The organism is uncultured Bradyrhizobium sp., assembly GCF_964252615.1.
Classification (GTDB): Bacteria; Pseudomonadota; Alphaproteobacteria; order Rhizobiales; family Xanthobacteraceae; genus Bradyrhizobium.
Genome location: NZ_CAXUNQ010000072.1, coordinates 1 through 18745 on the forward strand (window position 1 = coordinate 1; position 18745 = coordinate 18745).

Below are 18745 nucleotides of genomic sequence, written 5' to 3' on the forward strand. Positions count from 1 at the left end.
CAAATCAGCTGAAACTTGGACTATACTTTCAATGAACCGGACAGCCGTGGGCTCGACCCGGCAATCCATCCCCTTCGAACCACTCTTTCGAAGAGGATGGATACGCGGGTCAAGCCCGCATATGACGAGATGGTGTGAATCCAGCCCGGCCAAGTCTGGCCATGATGCTTCGCTTGTAACGGCCGTTGCGCGTCAGCCAAACATCGCGTCGATATCGTCCTGCGATGCGTGACCGGCGTCGCCGGCGAGCTTCGGGCCGTTCAGCAGGCGGGCATCGCCGACGCGATCGTCGATCGCACCGGGCGCGTGCGCCTTGATGGCGTCGACGCCGCCCCAGATGTCCATCATGACGGTGATATGGTGCTCGATGAATTTCATCGTTGCCATCACCTTGCTGATTCGCTGACCGGTGAGATCCTGGAAATTGCACGCTTCGAAGATCGAAACCACGCGCTCCTGGATTTCCTCGCTGAGCAGCCGCTGCTGGTCCGGCGAGGTAACCTTGGCGAGCGCGGTCGCGGCCTGATCGATAGCCTCGGCGGCTTCCAGGATCTGCTGCGTTGCCTGTTCGGTGCCGCCGACCACGGCGCCGAGTTCGCCGGTTACTTTCGCCATTTCGGCGCCGTCAAAGCTCTTGCCATGCAGCACGGCGATTTCCTGCTTGGTACGGTTGATGGCGTCATGAATGAGGTCGAGTTCGACCTTGAGCTTTTCGCATTGCTCGATCTGGGCGCGATAGGTCTGCAGCAGCATCTCGGCATCGCTTACCTGTTGCGGAATCGGATCGATGATGCCTTCCACGACTGCGCCGCTGCGATGCGGGCTCGCCATCTGTTCGCGCATGGCCCGCAGCTCATTCATGATTTCGTGGTGCATCGGCATGGCGCCGTCATCGGCATCGGCCGGACGCGGCGTCGCGCCGAAAAAGGACTCTTCGATACGAAAGCGCTTGCGATGGACCGGCATCTCAAATCCTCCAATTCATGCCAGCGTTGTAGCCGAGCGGATTTAACGCCGGGTTCACGCGGCGGGCGTGTGATGACGCAGACTTTGTTGCGGATACCAAGGATTAACCATGAACGCCGCGCGTTCACGCATTATCAACGTTAACAACGGGAACAGGCGGCTTCAAAGACATGGTGAATCGAAATGCCGGTTTTGTTTACCAAACCGATTAGGTTTTGATTTTACTTAATGGCGTGTAACCGCCGCGCTCACCAGGCGCACCCACGACGAAACAGTACAGAGTACGTCGATGTTCAGAAAAATCTCCCTCGCGCTGCTTGCCGGCGCATCATGTCTCGCGGTCAATCCGGCCGCTGCGATCGAAGCCAACGAGCCTACCGTGGTCTATGCCGACCCGATGCCGCAGCGGCCGACGCGCATCGCTTCCGCGGAACGTTCCGTCATGGGTGGTGGTTTCATCGAGTTCCTGTTCAACGAAGGCCCGCCGCGCGCTCAGCGTTATCAGCAGCAGCCGTCTTACGAACCGCAACGCGCGCTGTTGCCGCCGATGGATCCGCAGCAGTCGATGCGCCAGCAAGACGATGCGATCGAACCGGCGCATGCGGCGTTCGATCCGAGATTCGAAAAGCAGATGGTCGATTACAGCGGCCGCGAAGGCGCCGGCACCATCGTGGTCGACACGCCGAACAAGTTCCTGTTCCTGGTGCAGGGCGGCGGCAAGGCCATGCGTTACGGCATCGGCGTCGGCCGCCCCGGCTTCACCTGGTCGGGGATCAAGACGATCTCCGCAAAGAAGGAATGGCCGGCGTGGACGCCGCCGCCGGAAATGCTGGCGCGCCGTCCCGACCTGCCGCGGCACATGGAAGGCGGGCCGCAAAATCCGCTCGGCGCCCGCGCCATGTATCTGGGGTCTTCGCTGTATCGCATTCACGGCTCCAACGAGCCGTGGACCATCGGTACCAACGTATCGTCGGGATGCATCCGCATGCGCAACGAGGACGTGATCGACCTGTATGGCCGCGTCAACGTCGGCGCCAAGGTTGTCGTGCTCTGAGAGTGTTTTCGGGAGAACGAAAACGGCCGCCCGACGGGCGGCCGTTTTGCGTCGTCGTCATGTCCAGCCTCGTGCCCGGCATCCATGCCCTGACCGCTAAGGCAAGAAAGACGTGGATGGCCGGGACGAAGCCGGGCCATGACGGAAAGCGAATCATCTCCAATCCGCTGCGAGTGGGTGAGAAAACTACGGCTGCTTTTCGGCCAGACTCCAAGGATGACGGCGCGGTCGGCCTGACGCGTCCGCCTCGCTCATGGCGTCAGGGCGGACTGATCGCGAATCCGCCTTACGCATGCCGCGCATGTCGGCAGAGCGGTTGTCAGGCGGAGTCGCTGTCGCCTCCGTCGCCGCCGAAATTGTCGGAGTCGAGGTCCATATCGGCCTGATCATTGGACGCAGAATCGAAAAATCCGGAGTGCGAATCGTCGTCGACGCGATGACCGCCCGAGCCGATATCGTTGAGGCCAGCGTCGCGCGCGAGATCGCCGCCGGACTGATCCGAACTCCATGGCGTGCGGCTGCCGCCGCCGAGACCTGCCGAATCGCCATAACCGCTTTGATGACCTCCGCCCATCATTGACCGAATGCTGCTCATCAGGAGGCCGCCGCCGACCATGCCGGCTGCTGTCGCCGCAGCGGTCCCAAGGAACGAACCGCCGCCGCCGACAGGCGCCTGCGGCGCGCCGTAGGGCTGGCCATATTGACCCTGGTTGTACTGTCCCGGGCCTGGCCCCTGCTGCAATACCTGGCCTGTATTCCAGGCCGGGCGGCCGCCGACCTCGGGCGGGCGAACATTCGGCACCGAACCGCGCGCCGGGGTTTGTCCGAATATGGCGTCGCGCATCGAATCGAGGAACCCGCCGGATTGCTGCCGTTCGGGTTCGCCGCCTTCCAGTTCCTGGATGCGGGCATGGGCGCGCTTCAGTGCTTCGTCCTGCAGCAGGGTGGTCTGGACCAGCGCATAGACCGCGTTCGGCGCCCGGCGCAGACCTTGCGCGATGGCGGCGACGGCGTCCGGATCGCGCGGCGCGGTTTCCAGCTTCGAGAGCCGATCGAAAAGGTCGTCAACCAACTGGCGTTCTTGCGGGTTCATGGCGTTCTCCACTTTGCTCGGCTGCCGAGCGCGGGCCAGATGTAGGGACGCTTTAGGTCGCAAGTAGTGCCGCCCATCATTAAATTTGCAACCGCGACAAAACGACCGGGATCATGCCAGCGTGACATTGTTCGACGCCATCAGCCGCGGAAAGGCCTCGCCCGCGAGATATGCGTATTCACGCTCACGCTGGGCGGTCAGCGGATCGAGGCTGATCAGGATGTCGTCGACAAAGCCGGGATGGCACATGACCAGTCCGCCGTCCGGCAGGCCATCGAGAAACTGCTGCATCAATTCCCCGAAATCCGCGGCTTTCGAAAAGTCATAAGCGCCCGCAAACGCCGGGTTGCAGGCGATGTCGGCGCGTGACGCGCTGCGCCGGAACTGCATGCTCAGCATATCGATCAACAACGCCTTCGGCGTGCCGAGCCGTCGCATCAGCGGTTGACGGCGGCCGCCCTGGCGCACCCAGGCGCCGGGCGCGGTTTCTTTCACGGCCGCCAGAAACGCGTTGCGCACCTGCGGAAACAGCTGAATATGCTGGTGGCCGTCGACGAAATCCGGCGCGCGGCCGAACAACTCGATGAAGGCCGCGATCTGCGCGCTCAATTCGGCGCGAATGATTTCAGGATCGAGGCGCCGCAGCAGGCCGGCGCGCAGCATCTGTGGAAACGCCGGGAATAGCCCGCCGTCGAGCGGCTGGAAATGCATGGTCAGCGGATGGAACGGCGCGGTCAGGGTCGCATGCAGGCCGATGCTGCAGCGCCGACTGGCCGCCGCCGCATCCCTGAGCGCGTCGACCTGCTCACGGCCAAGCGCAGGTCCGACCACCATCGCCGAGGTCGCGTTGAGACGCCCGCGTTCGATCAGGTCGCGGATCGCGCGGTTGACGCCGGGGCTGAGACCGTAATCGTCGGCGCAGAGCCAGAACCGGCGCGGCAGAGCATCGCCGTTCATTCTGCGGCGGTCCGTTCGCGCTCACCGGCGGGCGTTTCAATATCGGCATGCTTTTCGCTGTGCTCGGCCACAAAGTAGATCGGGCGCGCCTTCAGTTCGGAAAGGATTTTGCCGATGTATTCGCCGACGATGCCAATCATGATGAGCTGCACGCCGCCGATGGTCATCAGGCCGACGACCAGAGACGGATAACCTGGCACCGACTTGCCGACAACCCAGGTCTCCCACAGAATCGAAAGACCGAACAGGAAAGCGACGGTTGCCAGCACCACGCCGAGCAGGCTGGCAAACCGCAGCGGCGCCACGGAAAATGACGTCAACCCCTCGATGGAAAGGCCGATCAAGCGGCCCGGGCTGAAGGTGGTCATGCCGTGCGCGCGGGTGGCGGGCTCGTAATCGACCCGGATCTGGCGAAAGCCGATCCAGCTTGCGAGGCCCTTGAAGAAACGATTGCGCTCGGGCAACTGCCGCAACGCCGCGGCTGCGCGCGGCGACAGCAGCCGGAAGTCGCCGGCGTCTTCGGGGATTTTCTGCCGTGCGCCCCAGTTGATCAGCGCGTAGAAGCCGTGCACGGCAAGGCGACGCAGGACCGGTTCGTTGTCGCGGTGCGCTTTCGCCGTATAGACCACGTCGTAGCCGCCATCGATCCAGTGCCCGACCAGCTTCTCCACCAGGTTGGGCGGATGCTGGCCATCGCCATCCATGAACAAAACGGCACCGCGCCGGGCATGATCGAGCCCCGCCATCAAGGCGGCTTCCTTGCCGAAATTACGCGACAGCGACACCACCTGGACATCCAGTGCAGTGGCGACGAGGCTCCGCGCGACGCTGAGCGTAGCGTCGGCGCTGCCGTCATCGATGTAAACCACTTCGCAGGCGAGGCCATAGCGCTGTCTCAGCGAAGTCGCCAGGGCGCCGAGCCGCTCGTGCAGCAACACCAGCCCGGCCGCCTCGTTGAAAAGCGGCACCACGATCGACAATCCCCGCGCAGCCGCCGTGGCCGCGTTGCCAGAAAGGCGCGATACGTCAGTTGCCAGCGTCATCGATCAGTTCCAAAGGTCCATAAACGGCATACGGTGTCCGACGGGACCAGCATATGGTAACTGGCGGATGCTGTCGCCACGATGAACGGAATCCAGCCGCGTTACCGCCGCAGGAAGCTCTCCAGCCTGGCAAACAGCGGATTGTCGCGGTCGAGCACGTAATCCAGCGATGCCACCGATACCGTGTCCGCGCCGTGGTCGCGCAGAAAACTGCCGAGCGCATAGAGCTGTGCCGGCGGGCAGTGCAACGTGACCATTCCGGACGATGTCGGCCCGCCGAACGGCGAAACCACGCCGAACCGGTTATGCGCCTCGGCCAGAAGCGCCGCATCGCAACCGGCAAAGCGGGTACGCACTTCGCGGTATTTGCTGGCGCGGGCGCGGGCGGCGATATGATCGAGAATGATACGGGCGGTTTCGCGTGCCTCCGTGGACCAGTCGGCGTCGCGCGAGGCCACCAGATTGGCCTGGCTGCGCAGGATCACGCCGTCGTCGAGCACCTTGAGGCCATTGGCTGCGAGCGTCGCCCCCGTCGTGGTGATGTCGACAATCATCTCGGCGGTGCCCACCGCCGGAGCGCCTTCGGTAGCGCCGGCGCTTTCGACGATGCGGTAATCCACGACGCCGTGCCGGGCAAAGAAGCCGCGCGTAAGATTGATGTATTTGGTTGCGACGCGCATGCGCCGGTTATGCTGGGCGCGGAATCCGGTGCTCACATCGTCGAGATCGGCCATGGTGCGGACGTCGATCCAGGCCTGCGGCACGGCGACGACCACGTTGGCGGTGCCGAAACCGAGCGCCTCGATCAGCGAAACGCGCTTGTCGGCGTCCGCGATGCTTTCGCGCACCAGATCCTCGCCGGTAACGCCGAGATGAATTGCGCCGCGCGCGAGCTGTGAGGCGATTTCGCTCGCCGACAGATAGGCGATCTCGACATTATCGAGTCCTGAGATGGTGCCGCGATAGTCGCGGGCGCCGCGCGGCTTTGCCAGCGAAAGTCCGGCGCGCGTAAAAAACGCTTCGGCGTTTTCCTGCAGGCGCCCTTTCGATGGGACGGCGAGGACGAAGGGCGCGGTCATGGCGCGCTCCCGCTTGGGCGCCCAGGCTTGCGGCCGACCCGCGTCAACGTCTCGATCCAGACCGAGAATCCCACCGCAGGGATCGGCGCAATCGAGCCAAGCTGGGTCATCAATCCGTCGTAACGTCCCCCCGCCACCAAAGGTTCGACGCCGTTGCCTTTGTCGTGCAGTTCGAATTCGAAGCCGGTGTAATAGTCGAGACCGCGGCCGAACGAGGTGGAGAACCGGGTTTTTGCGGTGTCGATGCCGCGCGCAGCCATGAAGCCGATGCGGCTTTCGAACTGATCGATCGCGGCTGATATGTCGAGCCTGGCATCGGCGGCCAAGGTGCGAAGCTGCGCCAGCGCGTCATCCGGATCGCCGGATATGGCGAGGAACCGCTTGATCGATTCGCGTTTTTCCCGCGGCAGTCCGCCGCCTTTGAGGGTCGATTGCTCGAGAAACCGGTCGGCGATTTCCGAAACCGAGCGGCCGCCGACATTGGTCGCGCCTGCAATCGACATCAGGTCGGTCACAAGCGCCAGGGCGGCTTTGCGGTCCGAACCGGCAAGTGCCGCAAGAACGCCCTGGTACTCGTTGTGTGCCGAACCGGTCGCAACCGTGAGATGCTCGATATCCTGCTCCAGACTGATCTTGCGGTTGAAATCCTTGATCAGCCGGCGCCTCCACACCGGAAACAGGTCGAGGGCGTCGAGCAGCGCGTTGAACAATGCGACGTCGCCGGTGCGGATTTCCACATCCGACAATTCGAATGCCGCCGTTGCCTCGAGGCCCAGCGCGAGCATCTCGGCGTCCGCGGCGGCGCGATCCTGCCGCCCGAACGATTCGATGCCGGCCTGCAGGAATTCGCTCGGCGCACCACCGCGATAGCGGAACACCGGTCCGAGATAACAGAATCCCGCCGCCTGTCCGGCGCGGCCGGAGGCGAGGTAGTCCCGCGCCACCGGGATGGTGAGATCCGGCCGCAGGCACAATTCTTCGCCGCTGGCATCAGTGGTCAGATACAGGCTTTTGCGGATGTCTTCCCCGGAGAGGTCGAGAAACGGCTCGGCCGGCTGCAGGATCGCCGGCTCGGCCCGGACGTACCCGGCTTCGCTGAAAGACAGCAGCAGCGCCTCCGCCCATGCGGCGGATCCGGTCGCGCGTGGGGCGGCGGTTTCAATCATCTCACGGTCTCGGAAAACTCGCATCCGGCGTTCGAACCGGATTGGGCGAGCCCTTAGCATGGCCGGCGGCCGGTTTCGACCATGATCGGTCAAAGGGCTTAATGGCTGGCAGTTTAGTCGCGCCGGCCGGCCGCGGTCCAGTCGCCCAAAACGGCCTGCACCAGGGCCAGCGCTGCGACGGCGGCCGTGTCGGCGCGCAGGATCCGGGGGCCGAGCGAAAGCCGTAACGTCCGCGACTGCCGCAGCAGCAGATTCCGCTCGTCTTCCGCAAAACCGCCTTCAGGGCCGACCACGACATCGATCCCGTCCAATGTTGCGGCCCCGGCTTGCAACGCCACCACCGGGTCTGCGGTATCGGCGGCCTCGTCGCAGAAGATCAGCAGGCGCCGGGCCGGCCGCCCAGTGAGCCAGCGCTCGAGCGGCGCCGGTTCCGCCACGTCGGCAATGCTGAGGATACCGCACTGCTCAGCCGCCTCGACGGCATTGGCGCGCATCCGCTCGCCGTTGACCCGCGTCACCTGGGTAAACCGGGTCAGGACCGGTTGCAGGCTTGAGGCGCCCATTTCGACCGCTTTTTGCACCATGTAGTCGAGCCGGGCATGCTTCAGCGGCGCAAAGACGTAATGCAGGTCGGGCAGGCGGTCCTGCGACCGGATGTGGGCGACGACGTCCAGGCGGTCGGGCCGCTTGCGGCCGGAGATGACGGCCTGCCACTCACCATCGCGTCCGTTGAACACCAGGATCGTTCCTCCGGTCGAGATCCGCAGCACGTTGCCGAGATAATTGCTCTGATTGCGGTCTAGCGGGAGGCTGGCGCCGGCTGCAAGGTCGGCATCGACGAACAATCGGGGACTGCGGAAATCGGCAACAGGCATGGTCATGGTCTCATTCGCGGTCTTTCAGCCTAAGGGATAGCCTAGGCGCGTGCGAATTCACGTAATTATATCGGCGCGGCGCGGCCACGCGCCGCGCTGTTGCCTAATTCAACGGGTTGTTAAGGGGCAGCAGCAATCCTAAAATGGCCTGAATCGGGAAACCGCCTTCTTTGCAGAAGGTTTTCCTGAAGAGGGGACCATTGGACCTTGCCGGAGCAACACCTTTGATCATCCGCCGTTTGATCGTGCCATTGACCGTAGCCGCCCTCACCGCCGTGACCGCCGAGGCTAATGCCCAGGGGGCGTTCCCGGCGCCGCTGCCGGGCCAAGCCGCGCCGGCCAGTGCTTCGCCATTCCCGCCGGTGAACGGCGCCGCTCCCACCGCCTCGTTCGGGCAGTCGAGCGCGTTTCCGTCGAACGGCGCAGCGCCAATTACCGGCCCGGGGGTCGCGCCGATGGGGCCGCGGCCGCAGGCGGCGGCCCCGGATGAGTCCTGCATGAAGGGATTTGTGCCGCTGCGCGAAGATGCCGAAAAGCGCGGCAAGCTAATCAAGGCCGCCAGCGACCGGCATGCGCAACCCGACGAAGCCTGCAAGCTGATCAAGGATTATGCGCAGGCCGAAACCAAGATGATCAAATATGTCCAGCTCAATTCCGCAAAATGCGGGATTCCGCCGGCAATTTCCGAACAGCTCAAGAAGGGCCACAGCGGCACCGAGCAAATGCTGACCAAAGTCTGCGCCATGGCGCAGGCGCAGCAGCGCGGACCGGCCGGTCCTTCCTTAAGTGAAGTGCTGGGCTCGTCGGCTGCGCTGCCGGAGGCTTCGGCCACCAAGAAGGGCGGCAGCACATTCGACACCTTGAACGGCAACGTGCTCGCGCGATGACCGACGCCAGATGAGCGGTGCCGTGGCGGGCGTCTCCGATGCGACCGGCAATTGGGTCGATACCCGCGCACCGCTGTGGTCGCGGCCTTATTTAAGGCTCTCCCGTCTCGACCGCCCGATCGGATCGTGGCTGCTGCTGGTGCCGTGCTGGTGGTCCGCAGCGCTCGCCGCCGGTGTGGCCCACGACGTCAGCCGGCTGCCCGCCATCCTCGCGCTGTTCTTTATCGGCGCCTTCGCCATGCGCGGGGCCGGCTGCACCTGGAATGACATCACCGACCGCGATCTGGACGCGCAAGTGGAGCGGACGCGGTCGCGGCCGATTCCGGCCGGGCAGGTCAGCGTGCCGCAGGCTGCCGCCTTTCTGATCCTGCAGGCGCTGCTGGGACTAATGGTGCTGCTGCAGTTCAATCGCTTTGCGGTGGGCTGCGGAATCGCCTCGCTGGTCATCGTCGCGGCGTATCCTTTCATGAAGCGGATCACCTACTGGCCGCAGATCGTCCTTGGCCTCGCGTTCTCATGGGGCGCGCTGATGGGATTCGCCGTGATGTTCGGCCGGATCGACGCCACGGCGCTTGTTCTGTACGCCGGCTCGATCGCGTGGGTGATCGGCTACGACACTATCTATGCCCACCAGGACGCCGAGGATGACGCGCTGATCGGCGTCAAATCGACCGCGCTGTTGTTCGGCGCGCGTACGCGCCCGGCATTGATGGTGTTCTACGTCCTGGCGGCGGCGCTGATCGGCGTAGCGCTGGCGCTGGCCGGCGCGGGCTGGATGGCGTGGATTGGACTTGCAGCGTTTGCCGTGCATCTGGTCTCGCAGATCGAACGGCTCGAGATCGGCGATCCCAGGCTGTGCCTGCGACTTTTCAAGTCCAACCGAAATGCGGGGCTGCTGCTGTTCGCCGGGCTGTTGTCCGATGCGATATCTCGCGCGACAGGGTAGAACGTCTGCGTGCCGCGTCCGGGCCACGGTCATCATGAAATGCGAAGCGAGGGGCGCGCCGATGAAAAATTCAGAATTATCCCGCCGCAAGGTCCTCGCCGGTACCGGCGCGTTGCTGGCGGGTGCTGCGTTCTCGACCCGCGTCGTTGCCGCAGCCCCCGCAGCGGAGCCGGTAACACCGGCGCTGATCGACGCTGCGAAGAAGGAAGGCCAGGTCATCTATTACACCTCGACCGACCTGCCGGTTGCGGAAAAGCTGGCGAAGGCGTTCGAGGCGAAATATCCGGGCATAACGGTGAGGGTCGAGCGCACCGGGGCCGAGCGTGTGTTCCAGCGCATCGGCCAGGAATATACGAGCAACATCCGTGCTGTCGACGTGGTGAATTCATCCGACGCCGCGCATTTTATTCTATGGAAACGCGACGGTATCCTGGCGCCGTATGTGCCGGAAGATGTCGGAAAATTCTATTCCCCGGAGCACCGGGATATCGACGGCCAGTTTGCCAGCTGGCGTATCTGGCTCAGCATCATCGCCTACAATACCAGCATGGTGAAACCGGATGAGGCGCCGAAAAGCTTTGCCGATCTGCTCGATCCCAAATGGAAGGGCAAAATCGTCAAGGCGCATCCAGGCTACAGCGGCACCATCATGACCGCGACCTATCAGATGCAGCGCGACCTCGGCTGGAGCTGGTTCGAGCAGCTCGCCAAACAGAACATCATGCAGGTGCAGTCCTCGGCCGACCCGCCGAAAAAACTCGAAATCGGTGAACGGGCGGTGATGGCCGATGGTAACGAGTACAATATTTTCCAAATGAAGGAATCGGGCCGTCCGGTCGAGCCGGTTTATGCGACGGAGGGATCGCCGCTGATCATCGGACCGAACGGCATCTTCAAGAATTCGCCCAATCCGAACGCCGCGAAACTGTTCCAGTCGTTCTGCTTCAGCCGGGACGCCCAGCAGCTCATCATCGACGTCGGCGGCCTGCGCTCGGCGCACCCCCAGACCCGGGAGAAGACCGGGCGCAAGCCCTTGAAGGACATCAAGACCATGAAGGACGACGCCGCGGCGGTAGAAAAAGAGAGCGACGCGATCAAGGCGCGCTATACCAAGATCTTCCGTATCTGATCCGTCCATATCGAGCCGTCATGACGTCAGGATTGCCCCAGATTTCCGTCGCCGAAACGCTTGCCGGCAAGATCGCTGCGATAAAACCCGGTGGCCTGCCGGCGCCGACCGCGCGCAAATGCGAGGATCTGCTGATCGACGTGGTCGGGCTGTGCGTGACCGCACGCAACGAGGACTACATCGCCAGCGCAATTGGCGGCTGGGACGAAGACGGCCCGTGCACGGCGATCGGCCACACCCGCACGCTGACCGCCTCGGGTGCTGCGTTCGTCAACGGCACCGCGGCGCACGGCGAAGACTTCGACGACACGTTTGAAGGCGGTCCCGTCCATGCCGGCGCCGTTATCGTGCCCGCGGTATTGGCCGCATGCGAGCGGCACAATCCGGACGGCCGCATGGCGCTGATCGGAATCGCCGTCGGCTGCGAGGTGCTGTGCCGGCTGAGCCTGGTGGTGCCGAAGGCCGTGCACAAGTCCGGTTTTCATCCCACCGCAGTATTCGGTGCGATGGGGGCTGCGGCCGGCGTCGGCGCGGCGCTCGGCCTCAACGAAAAACAGATCGTCGATGCGCTCGGCATCGCCGGCAGCATGGCGGGCGGCATCATCGAATATCTTGCCGAAGGCGCCTGGACCAAGCGGCTGCACGCGGGGTGGGCTGCGCAATCCGGCATCCGCGCAGCGCTCCTGGCGCAACAGGGCTTCGTCGGGCCGCGCACGGTGTTTGAGGGCGTCCACGGGCTGTTCAACGGCTTTGCGCATACCAGCAAGGGCGATTACGGCGCGCTGACCGGCGATTTCAGTGCGCGCTGGGTGATCGACACGCTGGCGTTCAAGCCCTATCCGTGCGGGACCATGGCGCAGCCTTATATCGATTGCGCGCGGCGCCTGGCCGCCCGCGGTGTTGCGGCCGGCGATATCGCGGAAATCGTGTGCGAGGTGGCCGAGGGCACGGTGCACCGGCTGTGGGAGCCGCTCTTCGACAAGCAGCGGCCGCGCAACGGCTATGCCGCCAAATTCGCGGTGCCATATCTGCTGGCGGCAGGCTTCGTGCATGGCGGGGTCGGGCTCGGCGCGTTCACGGAAACGGCGATCAGCGATCCGCAGGTGCTCGCATTGGCGGCAAAAGTGAAATTCATCATCGATCCGCAAAACCCCTACCCGAACAATTACACCGGCCATATCCGCGCCGCCATGAGCGATGGCAGCGTGATCGAGGAGCGGCAGCCTTATCTGCGCGGCGGCGCGCAGGAGCCGTTGACGCGGCAGGACGTGACGGAGAAGTTCACGCTCAATGCGCAGCACGGCGGCTGGGACAAGGCCCAAAGCGACGCCGCACTGAAGTTGATGGCGGGGTTGTATGAGGGGATGTTCGACCTGAGCCCGTTGCGAAACTAGCTGCCGTCATTGCCGGGCTTGACCCGCAATCCATCCCCTTCGCAAAGACTGTTACGAAGATGGATGGATACACCGGTCAAGCGCGCGTATGACGAGATGTGTGAATCCGGTCGGGTCGTGGCCACCCACATCTTGAACGCCGCAAGGAAGACGTGGATGCTCGGCATGAAGCCGGGATGACGAGGAGAGGTGGGAGTGGCCGACAAGGAACTCAACGGCAAGGTCGCGATCATTACCGGCGCGGGGCGCAATATCGGCCGCGCGATCGCGCTGGCGCTGGCGGAGGGCGGTGCGTCCATTGTGGTGAACGCGCGCAACAATCGGACCGAGGCGGAGGCGGTCGCGCATGAAATAGAAGCCTTGGGCGGCGAGGCGCTGGTGCATATCGGCGATGTCGCCGATGCCGCTGCGGTGCAGGCCATGGCATCCGCGGCGGTAAAGCGTTTCGGCGGCATCGACATCCTGATCAACAACGCGGCGCTACGGCGGGAAAAGCCGTTCGCCGAGATGAGCCACCCCGAATGGCGCGAGATCATGGATGTCACGCTCGATGGCGCGTTTTATTGCGTCAAGGCGTGCCTGGCGGCGTTGAAACAAAGCGGCACCGGCACCGTGGTCAATATCGGCGGATTGAGCGCGCACACGGGAGCGAAGAATCGTGCCCATGTGGTGACGGCGAAAGCCGGGCTGATCGGGTTGACCCGCGCGCTTGCGCACGATTTGGCCGACGATGCCATCACCGTGAATTGCGTGGTGCCGGGACTGATCGGCACGCCGCGTCCAAAGGACCGGCCCGAACCTGCGCATCACCTGACCCATGGCACCGTCACCGGCGCGCGGGGCAGGCCGGAAGATGTCGCGACGAGCGTGCGATTCCTGTGCGGCCCGGGAGCGCGTTACGTCACGGGGCAAGCGATCCATGTGAACGGCGGCGCGTATCTGGGGGCGTAGCAACAAGCACGCCGGTATACGCCCTGGCACCTTCCGCTCAATCCCTCGCGCGGTTCGCGAGGGATTGACATCCTCGAACGCATCGCGCCGGGAGAATGGAGAGGCCTGGCTGTTTGAAGCTGCCAATCAGAATTTTTGAACGATGTTGCAACACGCTCCGTGTCATACGCGGGTTTGACCCGCGTATCCATCATCAACGACTCTTTCGAAAAGGCGGCGAAGCCAGGAGCGCGCACGCCGATCTCAATCCCGCGCGATAATCTCGCGCTCCCCCTGATGCACACCGGGCGCGTTGAGCAGACTGCCTGTTCGCCGCCGCACCAGAAATTTCGGGCGCCGCGCCCGGATCGCATTGCGGCGCCGGCGGCGCGGCGCGGGCTCGCGCGACGCATCCTGCAACTGCGGCAGCGAGAAAATGTCGCTCCACATCGGCCACGCGGAAGCGATCTCCTCGCGCTCGGCGCTTACGCACAACGGGATCGACAGCGAAGGATCGCGGTGCACCAGCACGAGCGTCTGTCCGGCACTGTCCTCGCGCATCGCCACGCCGAGAAAATCGCTGACGCGGACGTTGATTGCCATCCGCATGCCGCATACGGCACGGCGCAGGATGACGCGTTCGCGGTGAAGCTCGATCTGCCGCACGCCGCCGTCGGCACGGATATCGTGCGCGGCGAAACTGACCGGCAGTGAGAGAGGGTCGAGCCGCAATGCGCGGCTCGACCCGGCGGGATTGATCCCGCTTGTTGCTGTTTGACGCCTCACGGCTTGGTTCTCCCCGCCGGGATTATGTTCCCGGTCGATACGTGAGACCTTAGCCGAGCCGCGTCCGGTTTGCCTTAAAAAGGCTGGTTAATCGAAGGTAGGCGGCCTTGCATCCGCCGTCATGATTGACGAGACCTTGGCTTACATGATTGACGAGTGGTTTCGCGGTTATCGACATTCTTTCGCCCGCAAGCCACGAAAATGCTTGAAGTCCGCGTGAATCAAGCACATCTCATGAGTCCGCTCCGGCTCAAGACGTCCTTAACTGTTGGGAATTTGTTCGTGATGTCTTCACCATCAACCGCCTCTAGGCTTTCGTCCAAATCCGCTCGTTCCGACCTGCTCGACCAATCCGCACTCTCGACGCTGGCGCAGCGCCTGGTGGAAGCTGCCAGGCGCGCCGGCGCGGACGCGGCCGATGCAGTCGCGGTCCGCGGCGTATCGCAAGGCGTCGAGGTTCGCGACGGACGCGTCGAGGAATCCGAACGTTCGGAAGGCGACGATGTCGGCCTGCGCGTGTTGGTCGGCCGCCGCCAGGCGGTGGTTTCGACCAACGATATCAGCGCGGATGGCGTCGGCATGCTTGCCGAACGCGCAGTGGCGATGGCGCGCGTCGCGCCCGATGATCGGTATGTCGGCCTCGCCGATCCGTTATTGCTGGCGCATGAGTTCCCCGATCTCGATATGCTCGATCCCGTCACCCCCTCGGTCGCCGAGCTTGAACGCCGCGCGTCCGAAGCCGAAGCCGCCGGCCTTGCCGTCAAGGGCGTGACCAAATCCGGCGGCGCCTCGGCATCGGCCGGCATCGGCGGCATGGTGCTGGTCACCTCAACCGGTTTCCATGGATCCTACCTGCGTTCGAGCCATGGCATCTCGATGACCGCCATTGTCGGCGACGGTACCGGCATGGAGCGCGATTACGATTATACGTCGGCGCAGCACGCGTCCGATCTTGCATCGCCTGCAAGCGTCGGCCGCAAGGCCGGCGAGCGCGCCGTGGCTCGCTTTGGTCCGCGCAAGGTCGAAACCTGCAAGGTGCCGGTGGTGTACGACCCGCGCGTGTCGAACTCGCTGGTCGGCCATGTGATAGGCGCCGTGAACGGCGCGTCGATCGCGCGCAAGACCAGCTTCCTGAAAGACCGTCTCGGCCAGCAACTGTTCAACCAGAACATCCGGATCATCGACGATCCCTTGCGGATTCGCGGCTTGCGGTCGCAGCCGTTCGACGCCGAGGGCGTCGCGGTCAGGAAGCTTGCGGTCATCGACGAGGGCGTGCTGACCTCATGGCTCTTGGATTCGGCGACCGCGCGCGAACTCGGGCTGGTCACCACGGGCCATGCCCATCGCGGCGTGTCGTCGTCGCCCTCGCCCGGATCGTATAATCTTCACCTGGAGGCCGGCCAGCCAAGCCCGGCCGAATTGATCTCCGATATCAAGCAGGGTTTTTACGTCACCGACCTGATCGGCTCCGGCGTCAACGGCGTCACCGGCGACTACAGCCGCGGCGCCTCCGGATTCTGGATCGAGAACGGCGAGATCACGTACGCGGTCAGCGAAGTGACCATTGCGGGGCATCTGATCGAGATGTTCAAGTCGCTGACGCCGGCGAGCGACCTGGAATTCCGTTACGGCGTCAATGCCCCGACGCTGCGCATTGAAGGGCTGACGGTTGGCGGACGCTAGTATCGATGCGACCGGCGTTGCGATCCCCGCGCGTGCGGAAATTCCGGCGCGTGACGCCGCGTTGCTTGCCGACGCCGTGCGGGAAGCCGGCGCACTGGCGCTGTCGCTGTTCCGGACCGAGTTGAGGAACTGGACCAAGGGCGCGTCGTCGCCGGTTTCTGAAGCAGACATCGCGGTCAATGACCTGCTTGAGAGCCGGCTGCGCTCCGCCACGCCGGATTATGGCTGGCTGTCGGAAGAAAGCGCCGACGATCCCGCGCGGCTTGGCAAGCGGTTGACCTGGATCGTCGATCCGATCGACGGCACCCGCGGTTATCTCGCCGGCCGCGAAGACTGGTGCGTCAGCGTGGCATTGGTCGGAGACGCATCGCCATTGCTGGCCGCGGTGTTTGCGCCGGCGACGGATGAATTTTTCTTCGCCGCACGCCACCGGGGTGCGTCGTGCAACGGGATGCCCCTGCATGCCACGCCAGGCACCGAACTGGACTTTTCGCGCATCGCGGGCCCGAAGCCGCTGGTCGAACGGCTCAGAAAGACCGCCGATGATATTGTTCTGCATCCCCGAATCGGCTCGCTGGCGCTGCGGCTGTGCCGGATCGCCGATGGCCGGCTCGATGCTGCTTTTGCAGGCGGCCAGAGCCGGGACTGGGACCTCGCCGCGGCCGATTTGATCGTGCACGAAGCCGATGGTAACATGACGGCGCTCTCGGGGGACGCGATATCGTACAATCGCCCGGAAGTGACGCACGGGGTGCTGGTGGCAGCGGGGCGCGATCGTCATACGCGGATCGTCGAACATTTCCGCAATCGCCCGGTGTCATGAGCGCCTTCAACCACCGTCTAAAATCTGCCGGGACACTGAGGAACCGCGATAGGAAAAGAGAGTCATGCCAGACGGCGCCCCGCAGCAACTGCTTCATCTTGTGATCGGCGGCGAACTGACCGATCTCGAACACACGACCTTCAAGGATCTCGATCAGGTGGAAATCGTCGGCGTTTTTCCAAATTACGCGACCGCTTATGCGGCGTGGAAGGCGAAGGCGCAGCAGACCGTGGACAACGCCCACATGCGCTACTTCGTCGTGCATCTGCACCGGCTGCTGGATCCAGGCCAAGACGCGAAGCCCGCCCGTTGAAGAAATTGCTTCGCAGTCTATTGCGTGCCCGCTGGTTTCAGCAGGCCGTCGGTTCCCTCGTCGCGAAATATCTGCGGCTGGTCTGGCGCACCAATACGTTCAGCTTCGAGCCCGCGGATGTCTATGAACGGGCTGAGCCGCATCAACCGCTGATATTTGCATTCTGGCACGGCCAGCATTTCCTGACTTCCTTCATCAAGACAAAGGATGACCACCGCGCCAAGGTGCTGGTTTCGCGGCATCGCGATGGCGAGTTCAATGCGATTGTCGCCGAACGCCTCGGCGTCGAAACCGTACGCGGTTCCGGCGATCACGGATCGGCCTTCAATCGCAAGGGGGGCGTCGGTGCGTTCAAGGAAATGGTGCGTTCGCTGGAGGAGGGTTACAACATGGCGCTGACCGCCGACGTGCCTAAGCGCTCGCGCGTCGCGGGCCTCGGCATCATCATGTTGGCGCGCGAATCCGGCCGGCCGATCCTGCCATTCGCGATGGTCACCAGCCGCTTTATCCGGCTGAAAAATTGGGACCGCACCACCATCAATTTGCCGTTTGGGCGCGGTGCAGTGGTGGGCATCGACGCGATCGTCGTGCCTCCCGATGCCGATGCCGAAACCATGGAAAAGCTGCGCCTGCAACTGGAGGAATACTTGAACGAATCGACCCGCCGCGCCTATGCGAAGGTCGGTCGTCCGGAGGCGGCCTGATGACCGGTTCGCTGCCGATGACGCTGCGCGCGTACCGTAGCCTGTCGGCCGCGGCGGTGCCGTTGACGTCCGCCCTGTTCAAGCGGCGGCTCAAACAGGGCAAGGAAGATCCCGCGCGCATCGACGAGCGCCGCGGTATGACCGCGGATGTCCGGCCGCACGGTCCGCTGGTGTGGATTCATGGTGCCAGCGTCGGCGAGGTGCTGGCCGCAGCCAGCCTGATCGAGACGCTGCGCGGGCTGAAGCTACGCATCCTGCTGACATCGGGAACCGTGACCTCGGCGGCGGTTGTCGCCAAGCGATTTCCGCCCGATGTCATTCATCAATACGTACCGTATGACTCGCCGCGTTATGTCGCGCGCTTTCTCGATCACTGGCAGCCGTCGCTCGGACTGTTCATCGAGTCCGATCTGTGGCCCAATATTATCCTGGAGGGCGCGGCGCGCCGCTTGCCGATGGTGTTGATCAACGGCCGGATGTCGCATCGCTCGTTTCCGCGCTGGCGGCGGTTTGCCGGAACCATCGAGGCGCTGCTGGGGCGGTTTGAAGTCTGCCTCGCGCAGTCACAGATCGATGCCGAGCGTTTCACCTGCCTTGGAAGCCGCAATGTCGTCACTACCGGCAACCTGAAGCTCGACGTGCCGGCGCCGCCCGCCGACAATGCCAGGCTGGAGCGGCTGAGGGCGGCGATGCGCGGCCGCCAAGTGATCGTGGCGGCATCGACCCATTCCGGCGAAGAGGAAATCCTGCTCGAAGCGCACCGCGAACTCGCAGGGCATTTTCCGGGATTGCTGACCGTGATCGTGCCGCGCCATCCCAGCCGCGGCGAAGCCGTCGCCCGCATCATCGCCGCTTCCGGCCTGCAGGCGGCGTTGCGCACGCACGAGGAATTGCCGGCCGCGACCACCGATATCTAC

At 64.0% G+C, this 18745-nt stretch carries 19 protein-coding genes; 11 read left to right on the forward strand and 8 right to left on the reverse strand.

Features of this window, described 5'->3' with window-relative positions:
- Positions 1 to 192: 192 nt before the first annotated feature.
- Positions 193 to 966 (reverse strand): protein phosphatase CheZ, encoded by a 774-nt coding sequence (locus ACFE72_RS22645; protein ID WP_375415365.1) that lies wholly within the window; start codon positions 964 to 966, stop codon positions 193 to 195.
- Between the two features lie 289 nt (positions 967 to 1255).
- Between ACFE72_RS22645 and ACFE72_RS22650 the strand changes: the two genes are divergently transcribed.
- Complete coding sequence (locus ACFE72_RS22650) at positions 1256 to 2020, forward strand: L,D-transpeptidase (protein WP_375415366.1); 765 nt, start codon at positions 1256 to 1258, stop codon at positions 2018 to 2020.
- Positions 2021 to 2339: 319 nt separating this feature from the next.
- On the opposite strand, the gene ACFE72_RS22655 is transcribed toward ACFE72_RS22650, so the two are convergent.
- The 6 genes from ACFE72_RS22655 to ACFE72_RS22680 form a co-directional block, all read right to left on the reverse strand.
- Positions 2340 to 3113, reverse strand: coding sequence for a DUF2076 domain-containing protein (locus ACFE72_RS22655; protein WP_375415367.1), 774 nt, complete (start codon positions 3111 to 3113; stop codon positions 2340 to 2342).
- Positions 3114 to 3224: 111 nt separating this feature from the next.
- Positions 3225 to 4070 (reverse strand): ChbG/HpnK family deacetylase, encoded by an 846-nt coding sequence (locus tag ACFE72_RS22660; RefSeq protein WP_375415368.1) that lies wholly within the window; start codon positions 4068 to 4070, stop codon positions 3225 to 3227.
- Positions 4067 to 5113 (reverse strand): glycosyltransferase family 2 protein, encoded by a 1047-nt coding sequence (locus tag ACFE72_RS22665; RefSeq protein ID WP_375415369.1) that lies wholly within the window; start codon positions 5111 to 5113, stop codon positions 4067 to 4069. Before ACFE72_RS22665 ends, ACFE72_RS22660 begins: the two co-directional genes overlap by 4 nt.
- A gap of 101 nt (positions 5114 to 5214) precedes the next feature.
- Positions 5215 to 6192: an ATP phosphoribosyltransferase gene (hisG, locus tag ACFE72_RS22670; RefSeq protein ID WP_375415370.1), complete on the reverse strand. Its 978-nt coding sequence runs from the start codon at positions 6190 to 6192 to the stop codon at positions 5215 to 5217.
- The gene (locus ACFE72_RS22675) at positions 6189 to 7358 is read right to left on the reverse strand and encodes an ATP phosphoribosyltransferase regulatory subunit (RefSeq protein WP_375415371.1); all 1170 of its coding nucleotides are present in this window, start codon (positions 7356 to 7358) and stop codon (positions 6189 to 6191) included. Before ACFE72_RS22675 ends, hisG begins: the two co-directional genes overlap by 4 nt.
- A gap of 113 nt (positions 7359 to 7471) precedes the next feature.
- Positions 7472 to 8233, reverse strand: coding sequence for a 16S rRNA (uracil(1498)-N(3))-methyltransferase (locus ACFE72_RS22680; RefSeq protein ID WP_375415382.1), 762 nt, complete (start codon positions 8231 to 8233; stop codon positions 7472 to 7474).
- A 227-nt stretch (positions 8234 to 8460) separates the two neighbouring features.
- Between ACFE72_RS22680 and ACFE72_RS22685 the strand changes: the two genes are divergently transcribed.
- From ACFE72_RS22685 to ACFE72_RS22705, 5 genes are all read left to right on the forward strand, one after another.
- Positions 8461 to 9120, forward strand: coding sequence for a hypothetical protein (locus ACFE72_RS22685; RefSeq protein ID WP_375415383.1), 660 nt, complete (start codon positions 8461 to 8463; stop codon positions 9118 to 9120).
- Positions 9121 to 9130: 10 nt separating this feature from the next.
- Positions 9131 to 10066, forward strand: a complete 936-nt coding sequence (gene ubiA, locus ACFE72_RS22690) for a 4-hydroxybenzoate octaprenyltransferase (protein ID WP_375415372.1) — start codon at positions 9131 to 9133, stop codon at positions 10064 to 10066.
- A gap of 61 nt (positions 10067 to 10127) precedes the next feature.
- Positions 10128 to 11195 (forward strand): ABC transporter substrate-binding protein, encoded by a 1068-nt coding sequence (locus ACFE72_RS22695; RefSeq protein ID WP_375415373.1) that lies wholly within the window; start codon positions 10128 to 10130, stop codon positions 11193 to 11195.
- Positions 11196 to 11215: 20 nt separating this feature from the next.
- A complete protein-coding gene (locus ACFE72_RS22700; protein ID WP_375415374.1) occupies positions 11216 to 12589 on the forward strand; it encodes an MmgE/PrpD family protein in 1374 nt (457 codons plus the stop codon).
- Positions 12590 to 12784: 195 nt separating this feature from the next.
- The gene (locus ACFE72_RS22705) at positions 12785 to 13540 is read left to right on the forward strand and encodes an SDR family oxidoreductase (RefSeq protein WP_375415375.1); all 756 of its coding nucleotides are present in this window, start codon (positions 12785 to 12787) and stop codon (positions 13538 to 13540) included.
- 243 nt (positions 13541 to 13783) lie between these two features.
- Here ACFE72_RS22705 and ACFE72_RS22710 read toward each other — a convergent pair whose 3' ends face one another.
- Positions 13784 to 14305: a DUF6101 family protein gene (locus tag ACFE72_RS22710; RefSeq protein WP_375415376.1), complete on the reverse strand. Its 522-nt coding sequence runs from the start codon at positions 14303 to 14305 to the stop codon at positions 13784 to 13786.
- Between the two features lie 285 nt (positions 14306 to 14590).
- Here ACFE72_RS22710 and ACFE72_RS22715 point away from each other — a divergent pair, with 285 nt between their 5' ends.
- From ACFE72_RS22715 to ACFE72_RS22735, 5 genes are all read left to right on the forward strand, one after another.
- On the forward strand, positions 14591 to 15988 hold the full coding sequence (locus tag ACFE72_RS22715; protein ID WP_375415377.1) for a TldD/PmbA family protein: 1398 nt from the start codon (positions 14591 to 14593) through the stop codon (positions 15986 to 15988).
- Positions 15975 to 16811 carry a 3'(2'),5'-bisphosphate nucleotidase CysQ gene (locus ACFE72_RS22720; protein WP_375415378.1) on the forward strand — a complete coding sequence of 279 codons (837 nt, stop codon included), beginning with the start codon at positions 15975 to 15977 and terminating at the stop codon, positions 16809 to 16811. Before ACFE72_RS22715 ends, ACFE72_RS22720 begins: the two co-directional genes overlap by 14 nt.
- 64 nt (positions 16812 to 16875) lie before the next feature.
- Entirely contained in the window at positions 16876 to 17124 is a 249-nt protein-coding gene (locus ACFE72_RS22725) for a DUF4170 domain-containing protein (RefSeq protein WP_375415379.1), read from the forward strand.
- Positions 17121 to 17828, forward strand: coding sequence for a lysophospholipid acyltransferase family protein (locus tag ACFE72_RS22730; RefSeq protein WP_375415380.1), 708 nt, complete (start codon positions 17121 to 17123; stop codon positions 17826 to 17828). The genes ACFE72_RS22725 and ACFE72_RS22730 overlap by 4 nt, the downstream gene beginning before the upstream one ends.
- On the forward strand, positions 17828 to 18745 hold a 918-nt coding region (locus tag ACFE72_RS22735), incomplete at its 3' end, for a 3-deoxy-D-manno-octulosonic acid transferase (RefSeq protein ID WP_375415381.1). The genes ACFE72_RS22730 and ACFE72_RS22735, both read left to right, overlap by 1 nt.

Excerpts from the sequence above, each read along its gene's own strand:
- ACFE72_RS22650 (WP_375415366.1), top strand. The coding sequence starts at position 1,256 with ATGTTCAGAAAAATCTCCCTCGCGCTGCTTGCCGGCGCATCATGTCTC.
- ACFE72_RS22725 (WP_375415379.1), top strand. The coding sequence starts at position 16,876 with ATGCCAGACGGCGCCCCGCAGCAACTGCTTCATCTTGTGATCGGCGGC.
- ACFE72_RS22695 (WP_375415373.1), top strand. The coding sequence starts at position 10,128 with ATGAAAAATTCAGAATTATCCCGCCGCAAGGTCCTCGCCGGTACCGGC.
- ACFE72_RS22660 (WP_375415368.1), bottom strand. The coding sequence starts at position 4,070 with ATGAACGGCGATGCTCTGCCGCGCCGGTTCTGGCTCTGCGCCGACGAT.
- ACFE72_RS22680 (WP_375415382.1), bottom strand. The coding sequence starts at position 8,233 with ATGCCTGTTGCCGATTTCCGCAGTCCCCGATTGTTCGTCGATGCCGAC.
- ACFE72_RS22675 (WP_375415371.1), bottom strand. The coding sequence starts at position 7,358 with ATGATTGAAACCGCCGCCCCACGCGCGACCGGATCCGCCGCATGGGCG.
- ACFE72_RS22700 (WP_375415374.1), top strand. The coding sequence starts at position 11,216 with ATGACGTCAGGATTGCCCCAGATTTCCGTCGCCGAAACGCTTGCCGGC.
- ACFE72_RS22645 (WP_375415365.1), bottom strand. The coding sequence starts at position 966 with ATGCCGGTCCATCGCAAGCGCTTTCGTATCGAAGAGTCCTTTTTCGGC.
- ACFE72_RS22665 (WP_375415369.1), bottom strand. The coding sequence starts at position 5,113 with ATGACGCTGGCAACTGACGTATCGCGCCTTTCTGGCAACGCGGCCACG.
- hisG (WP_375415370.1), bottom strand. The coding sequence starts at position 6,192 with ATGACCGCGCCCTTCGTCCTCGCCGTCCCATCGAAAGGGCGCCTGCAG.
- ACFE72_RS22655 (WP_375415367.1), bottom strand. The coding sequence starts at position 3,113 with ATGAACCCGCAAGAACGCCAGTTGGTTGACGACCTTTTCGATCGGCTC.
- ACFE72_RS22715 (WP_375415377.1), top strand. The coding sequence starts at position 14,591 with ATGTCTTCACCATCAACCGCCTCTAGGCTTTCGTCCAAATCCGCTCGT.
- ubiA (WP_375415372.1), top strand. The coding sequence starts at position 9,131 with ATGAGCGGTGCCGTGGCGGGCGTCTCCGATGCGACCGGCAATTGGGTC.